The 16,590-nt window shown below is 34.9% G+C and carries 17 protein-coding genes; 7 read left to right on the top strand and 10 right to left on the bottom strand.

Features of this window, described 5'->3' with window-relative positions; all coding sequences use genetic code 11:
• The first annotated feature begins 26 nt into the window (after positions 1-26).
• The gene (cutA, locus tag V6M85_RS05660) at positions 27-2,216 is read left to right on the top strand and encodes a glyceraldehyde dehydrogenase subunit alpha (RefSeq protein WP_338604084.1); all 2,190 of its coding nucleotides are present in this window, start codon (positions 27-29) and stop codon (positions 2,214-2,216) included.
• A 223-nt stretch (positions 2,217-2,439) separates the two neighbouring features.
• On the opposite strand, the gene V6M85_RS05655 is transcribed toward cutA, so the two are convergent.
• The gene (locus V6M85_RS05655; RefSeq protein WP_338604081.1) at positions 2,440-2,838 is read right to left on the bottom strand and encodes a hypothetical protein; all 399 of its coding nucleotides are present in this window, start codon (positions 2,836-2,838) and stop codon (positions 2,440-2,442) included.
• A 276-nt stretch (positions 2,839-3,114) separates the two neighbouring features.
• Here V6M85_RS05655 and V6M85_RS05650 point away from each other — a divergent pair, with 276 nt between their 5' ends.
• Genes V6M85_RS05650 through V6M85_RS05635 form a run of 4 tightly spaced genes read left to right on the top strand, consistent with a single transcriptional unit; the run spans position 3,115 to position 7,408 of the window.
• The gene (locus V6M85_RS05650; protein WP_338604078.1) at positions 3,115-5,466 is read left to right on the top strand and encodes a M1 family metallopeptidase; all 2,352 of its coding nucleotides are present in this window, start codon (positions 3,115-3,117) and stop codon (positions 5,464-5,466) included.
• 49 nt (positions 5,467-5,515) lie between these two features.
• On the top strand, positions 5,516-5,866 hold the full coding sequence (locus tag V6M85_RS05645) for a hypothetical protein (protein WP_338604075.1): 351 nt from the start codon (positions 5,516-5,518) through the stop codon (positions 5,864-5,866).
• Positions 5,867-5,892: 26 nt separating this feature from the next.
• Positions 5,893-6,726 carry a deoxyribonuclease IV gene (locus tag V6M85_RS05640; RefSeq protein ID WP_338604073.1) on the top strand — a complete coding sequence of 278 codons (834 nt, stop codon included), beginning with the start codon at positions 5,893-5,895 and terminating at the stop codon, positions 6,724-6,726.
• Complete coding sequence (locus tag V6M85_RS05635) at positions 6,713-7,408, top strand: phosphoglycolate phosphatase (RefSeq protein ID WP_422398121.1); 696 nt, start codon at positions 6,713-6,715, stop codon at positions 7,406-7,408. Before V6M85_RS05640 ends, V6M85_RS05635 begins: the two co-directional genes overlap by 14 nt.
• Here the strand turns inward: V6M85_RS05635 and V6M85_RS05630 are convergent.
• The 7 genes from V6M85_RS05630 to V6M85_RS05600 all read right to left on the bottom strand — a co-directional run bounded on the left by V6M85_RS05630 (position 7,370) and on the right by V6M85_RS05600 (position 13,572).
• Positions 7,370-7,879 (bottom strand): METTL5 family protein, encoded by a 510-nt coding sequence (locus tag V6M85_RS05630; protein WP_338604068.1) that lies wholly within the window; start codon positions 7,877-7,879, stop codon positions 7,370-7,372. The two genes, V6M85_RS05635 and V6M85_RS05630, sit on opposite strands and share 39 nt — an antisense overlap.
• Before the next feature lie 68 nt (positions 7,880-7,947).
• Complete coding sequence (locus tag V6M85_RS05625; RefSeq protein ID WP_338604065.1) at positions 7,948-8,616, bottom strand: HAD-IA family hydrolase; 669 nt, start codon at positions 8,614-8,616, stop codon at positions 7,948-7,950.
• Positions 8,613-8,933 (bottom strand): transcriptional regulator, encoded by a 321-nt coding sequence (locus V6M85_RS05620; protein WP_338604062.1) that lies wholly within the window; start codon positions 8,931-8,933, stop codon positions 8,613-8,615. The genes V6M85_RS05625 and V6M85_RS05620 overlap by 4 nt, the downstream gene beginning before the upstream one ends.
• The gene (locus V6M85_RS05615) at positions 8,908-9,672 is read right to left on the bottom strand and encodes a sugar nucleotide-binding protein (RefSeq protein WP_338604060.1); all 765 of its coding nucleotides are present in this window, start codon (positions 9,670-9,672) and stop codon (positions 8,908-8,910) included. The genes V6M85_RS05620 and V6M85_RS05615 overlap by 26 nt, the downstream gene beginning before the upstream one ends.
• Before the next feature lie 150 nt (positions 9,673-9,822).
• Entirely contained in the window at positions 9,823-12,819 is a 2,997-nt protein-coding gene (locus tag V6M85_RS05610; protein ID WP_338604058.1) for an FAD-binding and (Fe-S)-binding domain-containing protein, read from the bottom strand.
• A gap of 38 nt (positions 12,820-12,857) precedes the next feature.
• Positions 12,858-13,277: an HIT family protein gene (locus tag V6M85_RS05605; RefSeq protein ID WP_338604056.1), complete on the bottom strand. Its 420-nt coding sequence runs from the start codon at positions 13,275-13,277 to the stop codon at positions 12,858-12,860.
• Between the two features lie 79 nt (positions 13,278-13,356).
• Positions 13,357-13,572, bottom strand: coding sequence for a hypothetical protein (locus V6M85_RS05600; protein WP_338604054.1), 216 nt, complete (start codon positions 13,570-13,572; stop codon positions 13,357-13,359).
• A 54-nt stretch (positions 13,573-13,626) separates the two neighbouring features.
• Here V6M85_RS05600 and V6M85_RS05595 point away from each other — a divergent pair, with 54 nt between their 5' ends.
• Entirely contained in the window at positions 13,627-14,232 is a 606-nt protein-coding gene (locus V6M85_RS05595) for a hypothetical protein (RefSeq protein WP_338604052.1), read from the top strand.
• A complete protein-coding gene (locus tag V6M85_RS05590; RefSeq protein ID WP_338604049.1) occupies positions 14,229-14,735 on the top strand; it encodes an NUDIX hydrolase in 507 nt (168 codons plus the stop codon). Before V6M85_RS05595 ends, V6M85_RS05590 begins: the two co-directional genes overlap by 4 nt.
• Here the strand turns inward: V6M85_RS05590 and V6M85_RS05585 are convergent.
• A complete protein-coding gene (locus V6M85_RS05585; RefSeq protein ID WP_338604047.1) occupies positions 14,707-15,378 on the bottom strand; it encodes a chlorite dismutase family protein in 672 nt (223 codons plus the stop codon). The genes V6M85_RS05590 and V6M85_RS05585 overlap by 29 nt on opposite strands.
• The gene (locus tag V6M85_RS05580) at positions 15,365-16,555 is read right to left on the bottom strand and encodes a hypothetical protein (protein ID WP_338604044.1); all 1,191 of its coding nucleotides are present in this window, start codon (positions 16,553-16,555) and stop codon (positions 15,365-15,367) included. The genes V6M85_RS05585 and V6M85_RS05580 overlap by 14 nt, the downstream gene beginning before the upstream one ends.
• Positions 16,556-16,590 lie beyond the last annotated feature (35 nt).

The raw sequence follows: 16,590 nt of genomic DNA, 5'->3' as shown, positions 1-16,590 counted from the left end.
TTATTTTACCGCGGTAAGTAGCTCCCATGTATATAGGACAACGCATTAAAAGAAAGGAAGATTTAAAGTTCATAACCGGTTCTGGTAGATATATTGACGACATTGAATATCCAGGTACTCTATATCTTTATATAGTTAGGAGCCAGATTTCACATGCTAGAATTAAGAAGATTGATGTAAGCGATGCGTTGAAAGTTAATGGCGTTGTTGGAGTTATAACAGGTTTGACAATACCCTTTGAAAATAGGCCCAATAACTGGCCAATGGCTAAGGATGAAATCTTATATGTTGGTCATCCTATTGCTGCTATTTTAGCTACTGATCGTTATGTTGCCTCAGATGCTGCTGATTTAGTTCAGGTAGAATATGAGGAGTTGCCGGCAGTCATAGACCCAGAAGAAGCATTGAAGGATAAAGTAAAGGCCGTTGAGGGGAAAAGCAATGTAGCTTATAAGAAAGAATATAAAGCTGGAGACCCAGAAGACGCGTTATCACACTCTGATGTAGTATTAGAGGAGAAATTTGAGATTAGTAGAGTCTATCCCTCGCCGATGGAGCCTAGAGGTTTACTCTCAGTATACCAAGAAGGTAATTTATTAGTTTACGCTTCTACTCAATCTGCACATTACATGAGGAGATATCTATTATCTGCCTTTGGTAATCAAGTAAAGGATATAAGGGTAATTCAAGCTGATGTGGGAGGAGCATTTGGTGCTAAATTATTCCCTTATGCTGAAGAGTTCATCACAGTCTACAGTAGCGTGAAGTACAAGAGGCCAGTTAAATGGATTGCCTTAAGAAGTGAGGACTTCAGAGGAATGTATCACGGAAGAGGACAAATTCACAAGGTCAAATTTGGAGCTAAGAGAGACGGGACGTTAACTGCAATTATAGACGATCTAATTATTGACTTAGGTGCTGCTTCTCATGGAACTTATCTAGCTGATATTGCCGCAACTATGTTACCCGGCCCGTATAAAGTAAGGAATTTAAGGGTTAACGTTTATGGAGTTTACACTAACAAGACTCCATTAGACCAATATAGGGGAGCTGGAAGGCCAGAAGCAGCTTTCGTTTATGAGAGGATAATGGACATCATATCAGATGAGTTAAAGTTAGATCCAATAGAGGTAAGAAAGAGAAATCTCATAACGCAATTGCCCTACTTGAATCCTTTCGGCTTGAAATACGATTCTGGAAACTACTTACACCTATTGGAAAAAGCAGAAAAGGTATATAGAAGTTATGAAGAGAAAGCTAGAGAGTTGAGAAGTAAAGGAAGAAGAGTTGGCGTTGGATTATCATTATACTTAGAGCAGAACAATTTTGGTCCTTGGGAGAGTGCTTCAGTTAGGATTAAGGCTGATGGTAAGGTTCAAGTAATTATTGGTGCCTCTCCTCATGGACAGGGTACTGAAACTGGAATAGCTCAAATTGTTGCTGATGAGTTAGGTGTAAGTGTAGATGATGTAGAGGTAATATGGGGTGATACTGCACTTATTGGAGAAGGATTTGGCACTTATGGAAGTAGAAGTTTAACGTTAGCTGGAAATGCGGCGTTATTAGCGAGCAGGAGGCTTAAGGATAAAATATTGAGGCTGGCTGCTCAATTTATGAAATCAGATGTTCAAGAGCTTGAGTACAAGGATGGTAAGGTAGTTAATCCCAAAACTGGACAATCAATGAGCATAAAGGAAATTGCTTCACGCAACATGGCAAGTCTAGGTGGTATATGGGCATTTAAAGAAGAACCCGGTTTAGAAGCTACAGCGTATTTTGGATTTGACAATTTGACATATCCTTATGGCGCTCATGTTACCTTAGCCGAGGTAGATGATTCAAGAAAGGTTAAAATTTTAGATTATTATGCTATTGACGATATAGGTACTGTTGTAAATCCAATGTTAGCTGAAACACAAGTAATAGGCGGTGTTATCCAAGGATTTGGCGAGTCAGTATTAGAGGAAATTGTATACGACAAAGATGGTAATTTATTAACTGGCAATTTGTTTGATTATGCTATACCTACTGCTGTTGAAGCGTTTAATATAAAGTGGGAATACTTAGAGGAAGGAAAGTCAGATGCGCCTCTACCAGCTAAAGGGATAGGAGAAGGAGCTACAATAGGCACGCCACCGGCTCTTATAAGGGCTTTAGAAAAGGCCATAGGTAAGAGACTAACTAGGTTGCCAAGTAAACTGGAAGATTTAATTTAATTTTATTGTAACTTTTTAATAACTAATTTTTTATCATTTTATGTATTTCTATTCAATATATAATTGCCTATATTGGAGATTATGTTACTATGGCGAAATAACATTATAAGGATATTATATTACTAGGATCAATCTAATACTTATTGCATTCATCATCATTAGTATTAACGTTATTTCAGATTTGCATTAGGAATAATAAAAAACTTAAAATGGAGAGATAGATCTAACCACTTACAACTTGAGCAGTAACCGGTAGGTAAATTGTATTCTGTGGCGTTACAACTACTAGGATTACTGTAACTGATTGAACACCGGAAGGAAATTTAAATCCGGTATTAATAGTGTAAGTTTGTTGGCCCACAGCCAATTGAAGATTGACTTTATATAAAGTGTTATTATACATGACCTCAACAATTTGGGCGTCTCTAAAAGTATTCATTATTGTGACATTTAGCTCTCCGTTTTGCGTAATGAGGGCTGTTCCGATTTGTCTTATTTCCCCAGTAGTACCACTAAAATATCCCAGATAATTAAATACAATGCTAATTAATATTACTGTCAGTATTACGGATGCTATAAGTACTATCATGACAGTTACAGAATTACTTAATCCTTTTCTCATTACATTTTATCTTTCAATATATGACATATATAAAACCATATGATTAATATAGATTATTTATAAGAATTTTTATATAAGATTGTAAAAGTAGTACAGCAATATTTATATAGAAAATAGCTGATGTTAGTTCCTCAGCATATTTGAGGCATTAGATCATAATATTTTTAAACAGCAAGTTCACTCGTTTTTTCTGCATTAGTCAGATTGGAAAGTATTTTTAGGTTAAGTAATAGGCACATAGAAAACACTTTAAGCCACTTTACAACATGAAATTACATGAAAGTAAATAGATACGAGATCTTTCTGGACTTCAATTTTCAAAGTGGAGATTATGAAGGGTATGAAAAAATTGAAATGGAAAGCGACGAAGATACCGTATCGTTAGATGCGGTGGGTCTTAAATTAACTAAAGTAAAGGTAAATGGAAAGGAAGTTGAATTTCATCAAGATGAAAACAAAGTTCTAATAAAAACAGGTAGTTTTTCTGGTAATTTGGAAGTTGAATTCAAAGGAAAGGTTTCTGAAAAGAGACTTGTAGGTATATATAAAGCATCATATAAAGAGGGATATGTAATTAGTACTCAATTCGAAGCAACACACGCTAGAGACTTTATTCCTTGTTTTGATCATCCCGCTTTGAAGGCTAGGTTTAGGTTGAGTGTTAGGGTTGATAGGGGTTTGAGGGTGATATCTAATATGCCTGTTGAGAGTGTTGAGGATAGTGGTGGGGGTAAGGTTGTTTATCATTTTCAAGAGACTCCTAGGATGTCAACTTACCTCTTATACTTGGGGATTGGTGAGTTTGAGGAGATTGTGGATGAGAGTAAGAGGCCAACAATAATAGTTGCAACCACACCGGGGAAAGTACAGAGAGGGAGATTTTCAATGGATGTAGCTAGAAAGGTAATTGACTTCTACGAGAAATACTACGAAATACCTTACCAATTACCAAAAGTACATCTGATTGCTATTCCAGAATTTGCTTATGGCGCTATGGAGAATTGGGGGGCTATTACTTTTAGGGAGACTGCTTTGTTGGCTGATGATTCTTCTTCTGTTTATCAGAGGTTTAGGGTTGCTGAGGTTGTTGCTCATGAGTTGGCTCATCAGTGGTTTGGTAATTTGGTGACTTTGAAGTGGTGGGATGATTTGTGGTTAAACGAAAGCTTCGCAACATTCATGAGCCATAAGGCAATTTCTTACATTTACCCTACTTGGAACTTCTGGAGCTATTTTGTTTTAAATCAAACTTCTAGAGCATTAGAGAAAGATTCCTTATCTACTACCCATCCCATAGAAGCTCACGTTAAGGATACCAACGAAATTGAGCAGATGTTCGATGATATTAGTTATGGTAAGGGAGCGAGTATTCTCAGAATGATTGAGGCTTATGTGGGCGAGGAGAACTTCAGAAGAGGTGTTGTGAACTATTTAAAGAAATTCTCTTACTCAAATGCGCAAGGATCTGATTTGTGGAATTCCATATCTGAAGCTTATGGATCTGACATTTCACCAATAATGGCTGATTGGATAACTAAACCTGGTTATCCGATGGTAAGGATAAGCATCTCTGGAACTCGTATTATCCTTGAACAAGAGAGATTTTCATTAATAGGAAATGTTGAGAATTTGGTTTACAAAATACCGCTTACAATTGAAATTAACGGAAGAGTTATAACTCATTTACTCGATAAGGAAAGAGATGTCATAGATGTTGGAGAGAATGTAAAAAGCATAAAGGTTAACATAAATAGGACTGGATTTTATAGAGTTCTTTACAATACAGATCTAATGTTTAACAGTAAGCTTTCTGAACTTGATAAATGGGGTATTATAAATGACTACTGGGCTTTCCTAATAGCTGGCAAGGTAAGCTATAGCGAATATGAAAAAATAGTATCTAGGTTCTTTAACGATAGAGATTTCTTACCAGTAAATGAACTTTCAAACGAATTATTTACATTATATGCTATCAACCCAGATAAATATCAAGGAATTGCAAAGGAGTTTCACAGAATTCAACTAAAGAATTGGAGGAATAGTACAGACGAGTTAGGTAAACTAACTTATTCTAATATTCTCTATAGACTTGCTATGATGGATGATGACTTTTCCCTAGGGCTTTCAGAGTTATTTAGATTTTATGATAATTTAAACTCTGACATAAAACAAGGAGTTGCAGTAGCTTACGCGATAACATATGAGGAAAACGCTATTGATGAGCTATTGGGGAGATATAGGAAGGAGAATTTTGATGAGGAGAAACTCAGATACTTAACTGCTCTCTTATCCTTTAGAAAACCTTACTTAGTAGGAAATAGTTTAAGTCTAATATTAAGCGGAGATGTAAAGAAGCAAGATATTCCATACGTTTTAAGTGTAGCCTCATATAATCCTCATGCTAGAAGTGCTGTATTAAGCTGGATTAAAATGCACATTAACTTCATGAGAGAAGCCTATAAGGGAACTGGAATACTTGGAAGGCGACTAGCAGAAGTCATACCACTTATTGGAATTAATTCAGAAAAAGAGACCGAGGAATTCTTTACTAATTTAGATATGCCAGAGGGTAAAAGAGGAATTACCAGTGGATTGGAACTACTAAAGGCCTATTCAAGGTTAAAGTAATAATTTTTTCTTAACATTTATTTTTACCCTATAGCACCATCTGTATCTCATGGACAAGTATAAGTTAGCTCTATTGGGGGAAGCGTCTGCTTCTGGATTAGATAAGGGATTCTCAATAAGATATAAGTTCTTTGAGAAATCATACGAGAACGAAATTTCACATTGGAGATATTTTCAGAAATATAGAAGGTCGATCTTTGAGAAACCTCTTTATTACGCTTTCATATTGCTTGGCATCATAATATCCGTATTTGGCATTAAAGCTGTAAAAAGAGTTAATGAAATCGTTGAGAGAAATGCTATAAACTTTTATAAAGAGAATTTTGACGTTAATGACGAAAATATAGGAAGAATCCTAAGAGATGAAGAAACCCACCTCTCAATGTCTGTAGATGCTTAAATAAGTTCTATGAAAAGATTAGTTATATGGTAAAGATTTACTTAGGTCCAGCTGGGGTTCCACATTCTGCCAAGAAGAAGAATACTATAGACGGAATAAAGACTGTTAAAGAGTTGGGCTTAAATGCGATGGAAGTCGAGTTTGTTCAAGGCGTAAGAATGAGTAGAGAAACTGCTGAAGAGACTGGGCAAGTCGCTAAAGAATTAGGGATAAGATTATCTGTACACGCACCATATTTTATAAACCTCTGTTCAGAGGAAAAGGAAAAAGTAGAGGCGTCAAAGCAAAGAATCCTGGATACTGCAGATAGAGCTGAACTAATGGGCGCAGATGCCATAGCTATTCATATAGCGTTTTATGGAAAAATGGAACCTGAGGAATGCTACCAAAAAGTAAAAACTGAATTGGGAGATGTCATAGATAAGGCTAAAGAAATGGGCATAAAAAACGTCAAATTCGGCGTTGAAACAATGGCTAAGGAAACAGCGTTTGGAACTCTAGATGAAGTAATTTCGATCTCTAAGGAGCTAAACGGCGTAATACCCTACATAGATTGGGCACACACTTTTGCCAGACAAGGCGGAAAGATAGATTATGGAGAAATCATAGATAGGTTAATCAGTGAGTTAGGTTTAACACATATAAATTCGCATTTCGAATCTCTAGTTTTTAGAAACGGAAAATATGTTGATGAGCACGTTCCAATAGACGCTAATGCTCCACCTTTTGAGCCTTTAGCTAAAGAATTGCTGAAAAGAGATAATCTTTCAATAACATTAATATGTGAGAGCCCCGAATTAGAAAGGGATGCTTTAAAAATGAAGGAGGTACTAACTAAACTTGGGTATGAGTTCAGTTGATATCTTAGTAGCCTCAGATTACGATAGAACATTGGCTAATGAGGAGAATAACTTTGTAATTTCTCCTTCAGTAGTACAAAAGGTGAATGAATTTTCAAAAAAATATAAATTTATTGTAGTGACTGGAAGAGAGAAGAGGTTCATAGATAAGCTAGCTATAGGACTAAAACCCACTGCGTGGATCTTAGAAAACGGAACCCTAATACTATATAACAACAAAGAATTTGTACTCTGTGACGATAATTGGTTTGAAAAAGATAGGAAGAAAATTATTGAGATATTAAATCAACTGGAAATCAAATACTCTCTGGGTAGGGTTATAATATATCTTGATGGCTTTGGCACAAAATTAGATGCAATAAGAGAGATTGAAAAGTATGGTAAGATAGAGGTAAATAGAAACGATGCAATGATATTACCTAAAGGTGTAGACAAGGGTGTGGGAGTAATGAAATTTAAGCAACTGATAGGATTTAAAGGAAAGATTGTCGCTCTAGGAGATAGTGAGAACGACTATGCGTTGTTTAGAATTGCTGATATAAAGGTGGCCGTAGCTAACGCAATACCACAAGTTAAGGAAATGGCTGATATAGTTACCGAAAAACCCAATGGTTTAGGAGTAATAGAGATCTTAGATAAAATATTATCTGGACAACTTAGAAAAGAAGTAAATATCGACTAAATATTCATAAATCTTCTCCCTATGCCAAGGATAATATGGTTTAAGCTTATATCTCTCTGATATCACCTCTGCCTTAAATCCATTCTCTTTGGCAAGATTGGCAATAATTTCTCTGGATTTAGTATTAGATTTATGAATTGAGTAAATAACATTCGCTATATTAAATGCGCTCTTTAAAAACTCTAAATCAATTCCTCTCCTCACTACTCCAAATGGAGGATTTTGTATCACAGTATCGAATTTCCCCGTGAAATTTGTTGCATCAGCATTGATTAAATCCATCTCCAGTCCTAATTCATATTTTAAGTTCCTAACTACTTCTAAAGATTCCAAATCTATTTCTATGCAAGTACAATACCCGTTTAAGAGGGAAATAGCTAAACAAAAGACTCCAGTGCCACATCCTAAGTCGGCTACTTTCTTACCACTTATGTGTCCAGAAATGTAGGCATGCCATACAATTTGAGCCACTATTGATGAAGGGGTTATATATTGCTCTAACTCATATTTGGGGTTTGGATGGGGTTTCGAGTATTTTTCTATAAATTTTTCAATTTCCCTTTTACTAACTCTAATGCTTCGAATAAATTCTTCACCCTATTTTTATTTATTTCTGGGTAAAAATCACGCCTATCAAGGAGTATAGCATCAAGTCCTGCTCTTTTAGCTCCTATTACGTCAATTTCGTATATATCGCCTATGTGAATACCATAACCTTTTGCTATGTTCATAGCATAGGTGAAGATTTTTGGATGAGGCTTCATAACGTTTAAATCGCAAGATGCTACAATACCATCAAAATATTTCTTTATATTTAGGTCTTCTATGATTTTATAAATATTTCTAGTTGCATTACTTACTAGAACTACCTTTAGGCCTAATTCTTTTACTTCTTCAAGGAAAGGTATTGCATCGTCGTAAAGTTCATATTCTCCAGATAAAAGATTTTTATTATTAAGCCTAGTTATTATTTCTCTATCTGGAAATAAATTAAGCTCATAAAATAGTTCCCTAAAGTCAAGAGCTGAAAGACCGCCATATTCTGGACTAGGATAATGATGATTACCTAAAATTTTAGCAACAGCTCTGAAGACTCTTTTTTCATCTATATTATAACCTATTTCTCTTAAAGCATTTGCAACATTCTCATGATAGCTAGGCTTAAAGTGTACTAATGTTTCACCTAAATCTACAAATACAGCTTTCATATGCTTTCACTTTGCTTATTCCTAATTAAAAATTTTGGTGATTCTATTTTTTCCGATTTACATATTGGACACTTTGTAGGTCTTTTTATCTTTTCTGAATTAAATGTGAAACCACAACTCTTACATCTAGCGGGAATTATGATCAATACATAATCCTTTCTCTTACTTGATTTAGCTAAATGTTCTAAATGCTCATAAACCTCTTTTTCCTTTCTAATATCTAATCTTTTCATTATTTCCCTAGCGCTTAAAGGTTCATCAGAATAGGATAGGAGCAAAAGTATTCTTTCCCTAGTTGTTAAGAAGCTTGTGCTCAATTAGCCCCATTATACTTTCTCTTGCATCAATTTTAATATTATATGTTCGTAAAAGCCAATTATCTAAAGAAAAATCCCTTTGCATACCATCTATTGTTATAATCTCGTTTCCAAATACGTCAGAAAGAAAGCTACACACATCTGCTAAAGATACTCTATTACTCCCCACGTTTATTACTCCTCTAGCCTCTTTATCTAACAACACTTTGACTATTTTGGCTAGACTATTTATATCAATAACTGAGAGAAAGAAGTTCTTATTACATTTCAGTATTTTTCCCATAGCCGAAGCTCTGATAAATGGAAGTAAAAGTCCCTTATATGTCAAGGAAAATAGAGCACCAAGCCTTAAAATTAAATAATTGCCTAAAGAGATAATACTAGTTTCAGCAACCAATTTAGTTAGACCATAATAGTTTAAAGGATTAGGAGTATTATGTTCTTTATAAAAACCTTTTCTACCATCATAAATTAGAAAAGTTGACAAGAATACATTTAGACTACCTATCTTAGAACCTGCTCTAGCTATGTTAATGGCATACCAAGTATTAAAGGACCAGGCTAGAGGAGGATTTCCGATACTCTCCACAGCGGGTATCTCGTAAGTATGAATAATCGCCTCTGGTCTCTCTTTCATAACCTTTGAGGGACTATCTACTATAACAATCTCATTATCCTTACCTAAAAATCTGGCTAATGATCTTGCAATTTCTCCTTCATCGGTTACTGCAATTTTCAATGTACTTAAGTTGATTGCTCTGATTAAAAATTTTAACTACTATAGGTAAAACGAAATTTACTATATAAGTTCCCAATTTTAACAATCTAAAGTCCATTATCATGAGTAAAAGTAAAAAAGCTATTACATGAGCGTCTAGTTAAAATCCAATCAATTTTTACTTAATTCAGTTGCAATAATAGTTTTCAGTTTATCAACATTATCTCTTAGAAGCTGTACTATTGCAGAAACTATTACACTTTCGTTATATTCCTCTGTAACCTTGCTTTTCAGCACTGACGTAAACGGTTGCATGACTTTATCTAACTCCACTGTTGACAAAATATTAGATACCTCCTTTAGATATTCAGCTATTATAATTGCCTTATCGATTGAGAATTCTGAAGATTTTTGTTTTATTGTGTTAACTAGTTTAGAAGCTAGTGTTTTGCCTACACTATCTATAATCTGAGCCACTATTGGTTCTATAATCTTCTTATACTCATCGATACCGGAAGTAGAGAAGGCTGCAGTGTCTGCAATTAAGTTAACTTGCCCATTTAGAGAACCTAGAATCGTCGAGATTAACTCTTTCTTTATGAGTTCCTTACTATTCTCATCTAGTTGAAATGAAACTACTTGATATTGTTGGCTCTGTATTCCTAATTTTTGAGCAAGGAATTCTATTAGAGTTATAGCATCTACCCCAACACTTCTAAACTTAGCAGCCGCTAATGGGCATAAAGTTACTATTTTTCCATATCTTTCACCTATTGCTTTAGCCATCAGATCAGCTCTCCTACCTAAACTCTTCTCTAATATTGCACCAGAACAACCTTCGATCTTCTTAACTCTGAATCCCTTCTCATTCAATCTTTTTATTACTTCATCAGCATACTCAGAAGAGAAGCACGCTACATGCAAGTTCACATTCTCATTACCGCCATCAATCGTAATTGACTTGAGAAGCCTAACTTCCAGTGGCACTACTTCAAAATACGTCTCAGCTCCTGCTAGCTTCGAATAATCCTTATAGGCTGTAGAAAAAGTCCTGTAATCTTCAGGGGTAATTGTAATTATTTCTAGCGCGTTATTAATAGTATTTAAGTTCTGTCTCATCTTCTCTAAAAATCTATTACCATTTCCGCTTATGTAGTCTAGAAATCCACTATCCGCAGATGTACCAATCACCTTAACCTTTAAGCCCATTCTTTTAAGTATTTTCATTGCAGTTATTGCAACTGCCGGGTTACTTATCATATTCTTGCCAATCCACAATACAAATTGACTACTTTGGTCATTAACAGTATTTAAATCAGGATCCGATAAGATCGACAATTCTACTGCTGGTTCTTCAGGCAATTTCTTTGCTACTAAACTATTTAGTCTAATTAACAATGTAGATATTGGGATCCTTGCTGGACACACACCATCACAAAGACCACATTTATGACAACCAGATATCTCTGCAATTACGCTATCGGGTATATCTATCGAACCGTTTAATTCATAATATGCAATTGCTCCTCTAACGAAGTCGAACATACCTTTTGGAGCATAAGGCCATTGTGGAATTAACCTATACTGAGGACATACAGTAACACACATTGCACAATCTATACACATAAGGCTGTAATCGGCAAAATCCTCTAAATATCTCCTAACGTGTCTGAATCCTTCCACTTCTCCGCCTGGCGATAATCTTTTGACAAAACCTATTGCAAACCTAAAATTCAAGGCCTCTTGCTGCCTTCTCGGAATCTCTAGAACTCCTTTAGCTCTATTTTTAGGATCAAAGAGTTTTCCAGGATTAAAAATTTCGTCTGGATCAGTCTCTTCTTTATACTTCTTTATTACCTCATATCTATCGACTCCTAGGTCACTGAAAGTTTTACCCATACTACTAAGCCTGTTCCTTGTGTATTTATGAGCAAAAATGCCTACAGACAAAAGAGAACCATCTACTTTTACAAATTCGTCCATCATCAATGTGTTTTTAGCTAAATCGTAAAGGATCTTTTTATCTACTGGACTAACTGAAATTTGAGTAAATGCGTTAACTAAGAGGACTTCTCTCCTTTCTAACGCAATATCTACATCAAATCCACCATCTGGTGACAGATCTCCTAGCTTGCCCAAAGTCTTTTCCAAATTTCTTAGCAAATCTAAAAGTTTAGTATAGTGTATTAAACCGTGTTGATGTATCAATAATCCTTGTGTTCTTAAAGCTGCAGCAACACCGTGATTAAATGACCACCAGCCAGTCCACTCTCCCTCAAAAACCTTTCCACCATAAGATTGAGAAATCTTGTAAATTTTGGGTTCTACCAACGGCGATCTAGGTGACGGGTACAATATAATCATATTCCATCTATGTGGCTCTAAAGGTGCCTTATACTTCTCAGCCATATAGGTTGAGATGTATGGCCCTCTAACCTGAACGTGCCAAGCAGGTATTACTTCCCTATAAAACTCGCCAACTGCGTGCATCATTTGATCTAAATTATCAAAGGATATTACCATAGCCTCAGTCGGAGCAAAATTTCTCAATTTTATTCCAGCTTTTACTATTATACCAGTAGTTCCTTCAGCTCCACAAGCTAACGCTAAGTCCTTGCCCTCTAACCTCACTAACTCTCCTTTAGGATTTACCATTTCAACGAAGCCTACGTTATCTGAAATAAACCCGTATTCGTAAGAACCTATCCCTAAACTGTCGCTAGCTATTCCCCCTCCAACTGTAGAATCATAAGATGACGGAAACGTTCTTAGCTGTAATCCTTTTTGCTGAGCGTAAATGTCAACTAATTTCCAAGTTGCACCGGGTTCAACTATCGCCATCTTATTGGTTTCATCTATTTTTACATCAGTCATTTTCGAGAAATCGAGTAATATACCGCCATCTGCTGGTATCGCGTTACCATACCTGTTAGTCCCTCTACCATAGGGAACTATTGGAACCTTGTACTTTAATGCTATTCTAACTACGTTAATTATATCCTCTACGGATCTAGGATAAACTACATAATCTGGGACAATGTTAATTTTTATCCCAGACCATACTAGCTCTGGGACAAATCCAAAATCCACTGAATGAGATAATCTTTCAACTAGCTCGTCATGAAAGTTCTCTCTAAATAGGTTCTTCAGTTCCTCCGCTATACTCATATCATTAAACCCTTTGATATACTATATCATATTATCTTCTATATATTCTTTAAGCTCTCTATTATTGCTCTTTGTACGTATTCGTAATACTCCTTTGACTGCTCTTTTCTAGGAACGAAATCTTTTATTATATCGGGATCTTGAGACCAAGTAGGAACTATATGAAAATGAGAGTGAAAAACTACTTGACCGGCACTTCTTCCAATGTTAGTCAGGATTCTTATACCATCAGCGTTCAAAGCTCTCTTGACAGCTATTGCAACCCTTTTTACCGCGTTACATAAATATGGTAAATTATCATTAGGTATTTCCAAGAAATTCTCGTAGTGTAATCTAGGTACTACTAGTGTATGGCCCGGTGTAATTGGAAATTTATCTAAAAACGCAACTACCTTATCATCGTTATACACAATATATCCCTTATCTTTTCCTTCAATAATATTGCAGAATACACACATCAGTATCACCGAACTCCAACTAGTTAAATTAAAAAGTCCTTCACTAAAAAATCTTTACTGACTTAACTAAAATATTGAGCTAAACGGTAAACTTTGCCTTAATGTATTCTCCTTTCTCCGTTATTAACTCTATTATGTGATCTCCTTTGGTGGGAATAAAGTCATTAACGTCGATTGTAACGTTCTTAACTCCATAAGGGATGTATTCTGGAGCATAATTATATAACATCTTACCATCTATCCTAATAGCTACGATCTTCCCTCCAACTTTATTTGTTTGTAACAAAATTTTCATGTTTATGAACTTCCTTGCATAACGCTTAAAAATAATGGCACAGTAGTATTGGTAATGATACCGACCCAAGAATTAATAGTAATATTCGTAATCTCCTTCATCACAAACGCTACACCGTTCTTTGGGGCCCCCTATACACTAATCACAGCATCAATATTACTAAAGTATGGGGTGAATCCGTTATCCTTAGTGTTAGCAATTATAGTGAGCGGACTTGGAGCCTCTATATCTAAATCGGTCATGTATGGGGTTGGAATTGCGTTAAGAAAACCACTTAAGAACAATAAAAACGTTAAACTTATAGAGAGGATCAGTAAAAGCTTTGGATTTTACTTAGGTTTACTTATACTATCAGTATTACCATTTTTGCCCTTAGACGACTATATATTTCTTGCAGGGGGAATAGCTAAAATCTCAGTTTTAAAAATGATTTCCATCTCGATACTAGGAAAAATACTAAAAAGTGGGATAGAGATAAGTATAGAAATTACTGGGATACGTTTAATAGCATCCCTTATTGGAATAAATACTGTTGAACTTTCCATAATTTCAATTATAGTATTTACTGGATTAGGAATTGTACTATTTAAGATAGATTGGGAGGAAATCCTTAGGAGAGGAGAAAAATTCTTAAGAGAAAAACTAAAAATTAATTTATGAAAATATTTAGTGGTAAAAAATTTGAAGTCTACTTAGAAAAGGTAAAGTTACCTAACGGTTATGAAAGAGAATTAGAATACGTAAAACATAGAGGTTCAGTGGTCATAATACCTAGAGTGGACAATAATACAATAATATTGATAAAACAATTTAGACCAGTTATAGGTAAATGGATCTACGAACTACCCGCGGGTACGGTGGAAGAAGGAGAGGATCCTTTAACCACAGCAAGAAGAGAGCTATTAGAAGAAGTGGGGTTTGAAGCGAGAAGAATTACAGAGTTAATAGGATTTTACGCATCGCCTGGTATTACAACAGAATACATGAGGCTATACCTAGCTGAGGAATTGAAATACGTTGGAGCAAAACCGGAACCCTACGAAATAATAGAACCTTTTAAAGTAAATATAAGCGAAGCTATAAACATGATAAAGGAAAAGAAGATTGAAGACGCTAAGACAATTATAGGTATACTCACATTAAAAACACTTCTAGACCTCTAAGTTCACCTACTAATATGGGTTCTTCTTTAGTGATCCATTTCCTAGCCTTAGCTTCTCTAAGAGATTCTACCACTTCAACCCAATTCTCTATTTCTGGTATTTCATAAACAACTACGAATTCGTAATCTCCCACCCCAAAGGAGTAAGTGGTATATGACCTTATTCCTTTATTCTTGGGATGAGTTCTAGCTATTTCTATATGTTCTTTCATGATTTTTTCTCTGTCAACAAATGATAAGAGATACCAATTAACGTCCTTTTTCATGGGATATGCTACAAAGTACTTTAGCGGTTCTAAGGAAAGAACCTTCTTGATGTCAAAATTACCTCTAGTATAAGGAGACGGCTTATATATCGAAAACAAGGATAATGTTTCATAACCGAAATTTTTAAGCGTAGACAGTAAGGTATACTTAAAATCTACTAATTTTGACGTATCAGAAGAACTTACCCAATATATGATATCACTATCATATCTCAGAGAGATATATCGTTTTAATGATATTAGAGAATCCTTGAATTGTGACTCCACAGATTCTAGTTCATTGATTATATTTCTTCTCTCCTCTTTTCCAATAGTCCACCAATTGTTTGAAATTTTTATTGATGAAATGTAAAAGTAAGCTAGATTATTCTGACTCATTACTATCTAAGTCTTGAATAATGTCGTTATACAATATTAACACTTCTTCTAAATTTGCCAAATAAGCTATGAAAGTGTTAGATAAATTCTGCCTAATGTATTCATCTAATAACTCTAAACCATCCACTGTGGGACCACTTATTATTCTCTCAACGTATTCCTCAAATTTCTTTTTAGAATCTGCCAATATGATAAAGGCTATGGGTATAACATTTAACACGTCCTTTGAACCCATGTTAATGTCTTTTATAATCTCAGAACTTACGCCATAGTAATGCACGTTATTTAATCCATACTTCTTACTTGCTATGTTATTCACCTTTGCCTTTAACTTGCTTATAGCTTCACTCAAATTAACTATACTTGAAGGATTTCCAACAACAATGTCTACTCCTACGTCGTTAGAGACTCTATCCAAGTAGAGAATAGCTCTGAGTAATCTACTTAACTTATGCTTCTTTATTACATTGGGCTTCTTTCCTATATTAAACCCTATTAAATACTTGAAAATGCAACCAGCATAGATTTTTTTACCATTTTGGATAGAGTTCTCTGCAGGTGATAGATTATATTCTATAAATTCTCTGTAAATTATAGTATATTCTTCCTCGTTGTTTATTAAGGACTTAACATACTCTTCAAAATTATCTATATTCTCCCTTCTAGATTCTATAACTTGACCCAATTCATTATATATTTTTACTAAGGGTGGATTGTAAGACATATCCATAAATATCTGAAGAATGGGAAAGGAATCCTCACTTCTTAAAACAGTAGCAGCATATGTATTGTTAGAAAACTTTACAATCCCTACTATTATTTTTGAATTAACATCACTAGATAACGCTATATGTTTTGAAGATGCTAACGCTAATCTCTCGACATCAAACCACTCATTACTTAACCTTAATGTTTCTGAATTGGTGTCAATATCGCCGTAATTATAAACTATTGAATCCACTTTTAATTCCTCTGCTACTTCCTCTATTACATCTCTTATCAAAGAATCTATTTGAGGTACAGGGGGTAGTATGTAATGTTCTTCAGTTTTATATATATGAACGCCATTATCTTGCAGTTTTATAAGCATAATTTCTTTCTTATTTCCTTTGTCATCAACCAATGAGCATAATATTTCTGGCCTCTCTGGATTCGAATATACTTCTAATAGTCCCACTATCCCATCCTGCTTAAAGTTGTTAATACAGATAC

The sequence above is a fragment of the Sulfolobus tengchongensis genome, from assembly GCF_036967215.1.
GTDB classification, from domain to species: Archaea; Thermoproteota; Thermoprotei_A; order Sulfolobales; family Sulfolobaceae; genus Saccharolobus; species Saccharolobus tengchongensis_A.
Note: the sequence above shows the minus strand (reverse complement) of the source record. Positions and strands in the feature narration are given on the sequence as shown.

Bases quoted from the DNA above. Each gene is read 5' to 3' on its own strand.
- V6M85_RS05595 (WP_338604052.1), top strand. From the start codon at position 13,627: ATGATACCGACCCAAGAATTAATAGTAATATTCGTAATCTCCTTCATC.
- V6M85_RS05635 (WP_422398121.1), top strand. From the start codon at position 6,713: ATGAGTTCAGTTGATATCTTAGTAGCCTCAGATTACGATAGAACATTG.
- V6M85_RS05655 (WP_338604081.1), bottom strand. From the start codon at position 2,838: ATGAGAAAAGGATTAAGTAATTCTGTAACTGTCATGATAGTACTTATA.
- V6M85_RS05640 (WP_338604073.1), top strand. From the start codon at position 5,893: ATGGTAAAGATTTACTTAGGTCCAGCTGGGGTTCCACATTCTGCCAAG.
- V6M85_RS05645 (WP_338604075.1), top strand. From the start codon at position 5,516: ATGGACAAGTATAAGTTAGCTCTATTGGGGGAAGCGTCTGCTTCTGGA.
- V6M85_RS05600 (WP_338604054.1), bottom strand. From the start codon at position 13,572: ATGAAAATTTTGTTACAAACAAATAAAGTTGGAGGGAAGATCGTAGCT.
- cutA (WP_338604084.1), top strand. From the start codon at position 27: ATGTATATAGGACAACGCATTAAAAGAAAGGAAGATTTAAAGTTCATA.
- V6M85_RS05585 (WP_338604047.1), bottom strand. From the start codon at position 15,378: ATGAGTCAGAATAATCTAGCTTACTTTTACATTTCATCAATAAAAATT.
- V6M85_RS05610 (WP_338604058.1), bottom strand. From the start codon at position 12,819: ATGAGTATAGCGGAGGAACTGAAGAACCTATTTAGAGAGAACTTTCAT.
- V6M85_RS05590 (WP_338604049.1), top strand. From the start codon at position 14,229: ATGAAAATATTTAGTGGTAAAAAATTTGAAGTCTACTTAGAAAAGGTA.
- V6M85_RS05650 (WP_338604078.1), top strand. From the start codon at position 3,115: ATGAAAGTAAATAGATACGAGATCTTTCTGGACTTCAATTTTCAAAGT.
- V6M85_RS05605 (WP_338604056.1), bottom strand. From the start codon at position 13,277: ATGTGTGTATTCTGCAATATTATTGAAGGAAAAGATAAGGGATATATT.
- V6M85_RS05625 (WP_338604065.1), bottom strand. From the start codon at position 8,616: ATGAAAGCTGTATTTGTAGATTTAGGTGAAACATTAGTACACTTTAAG.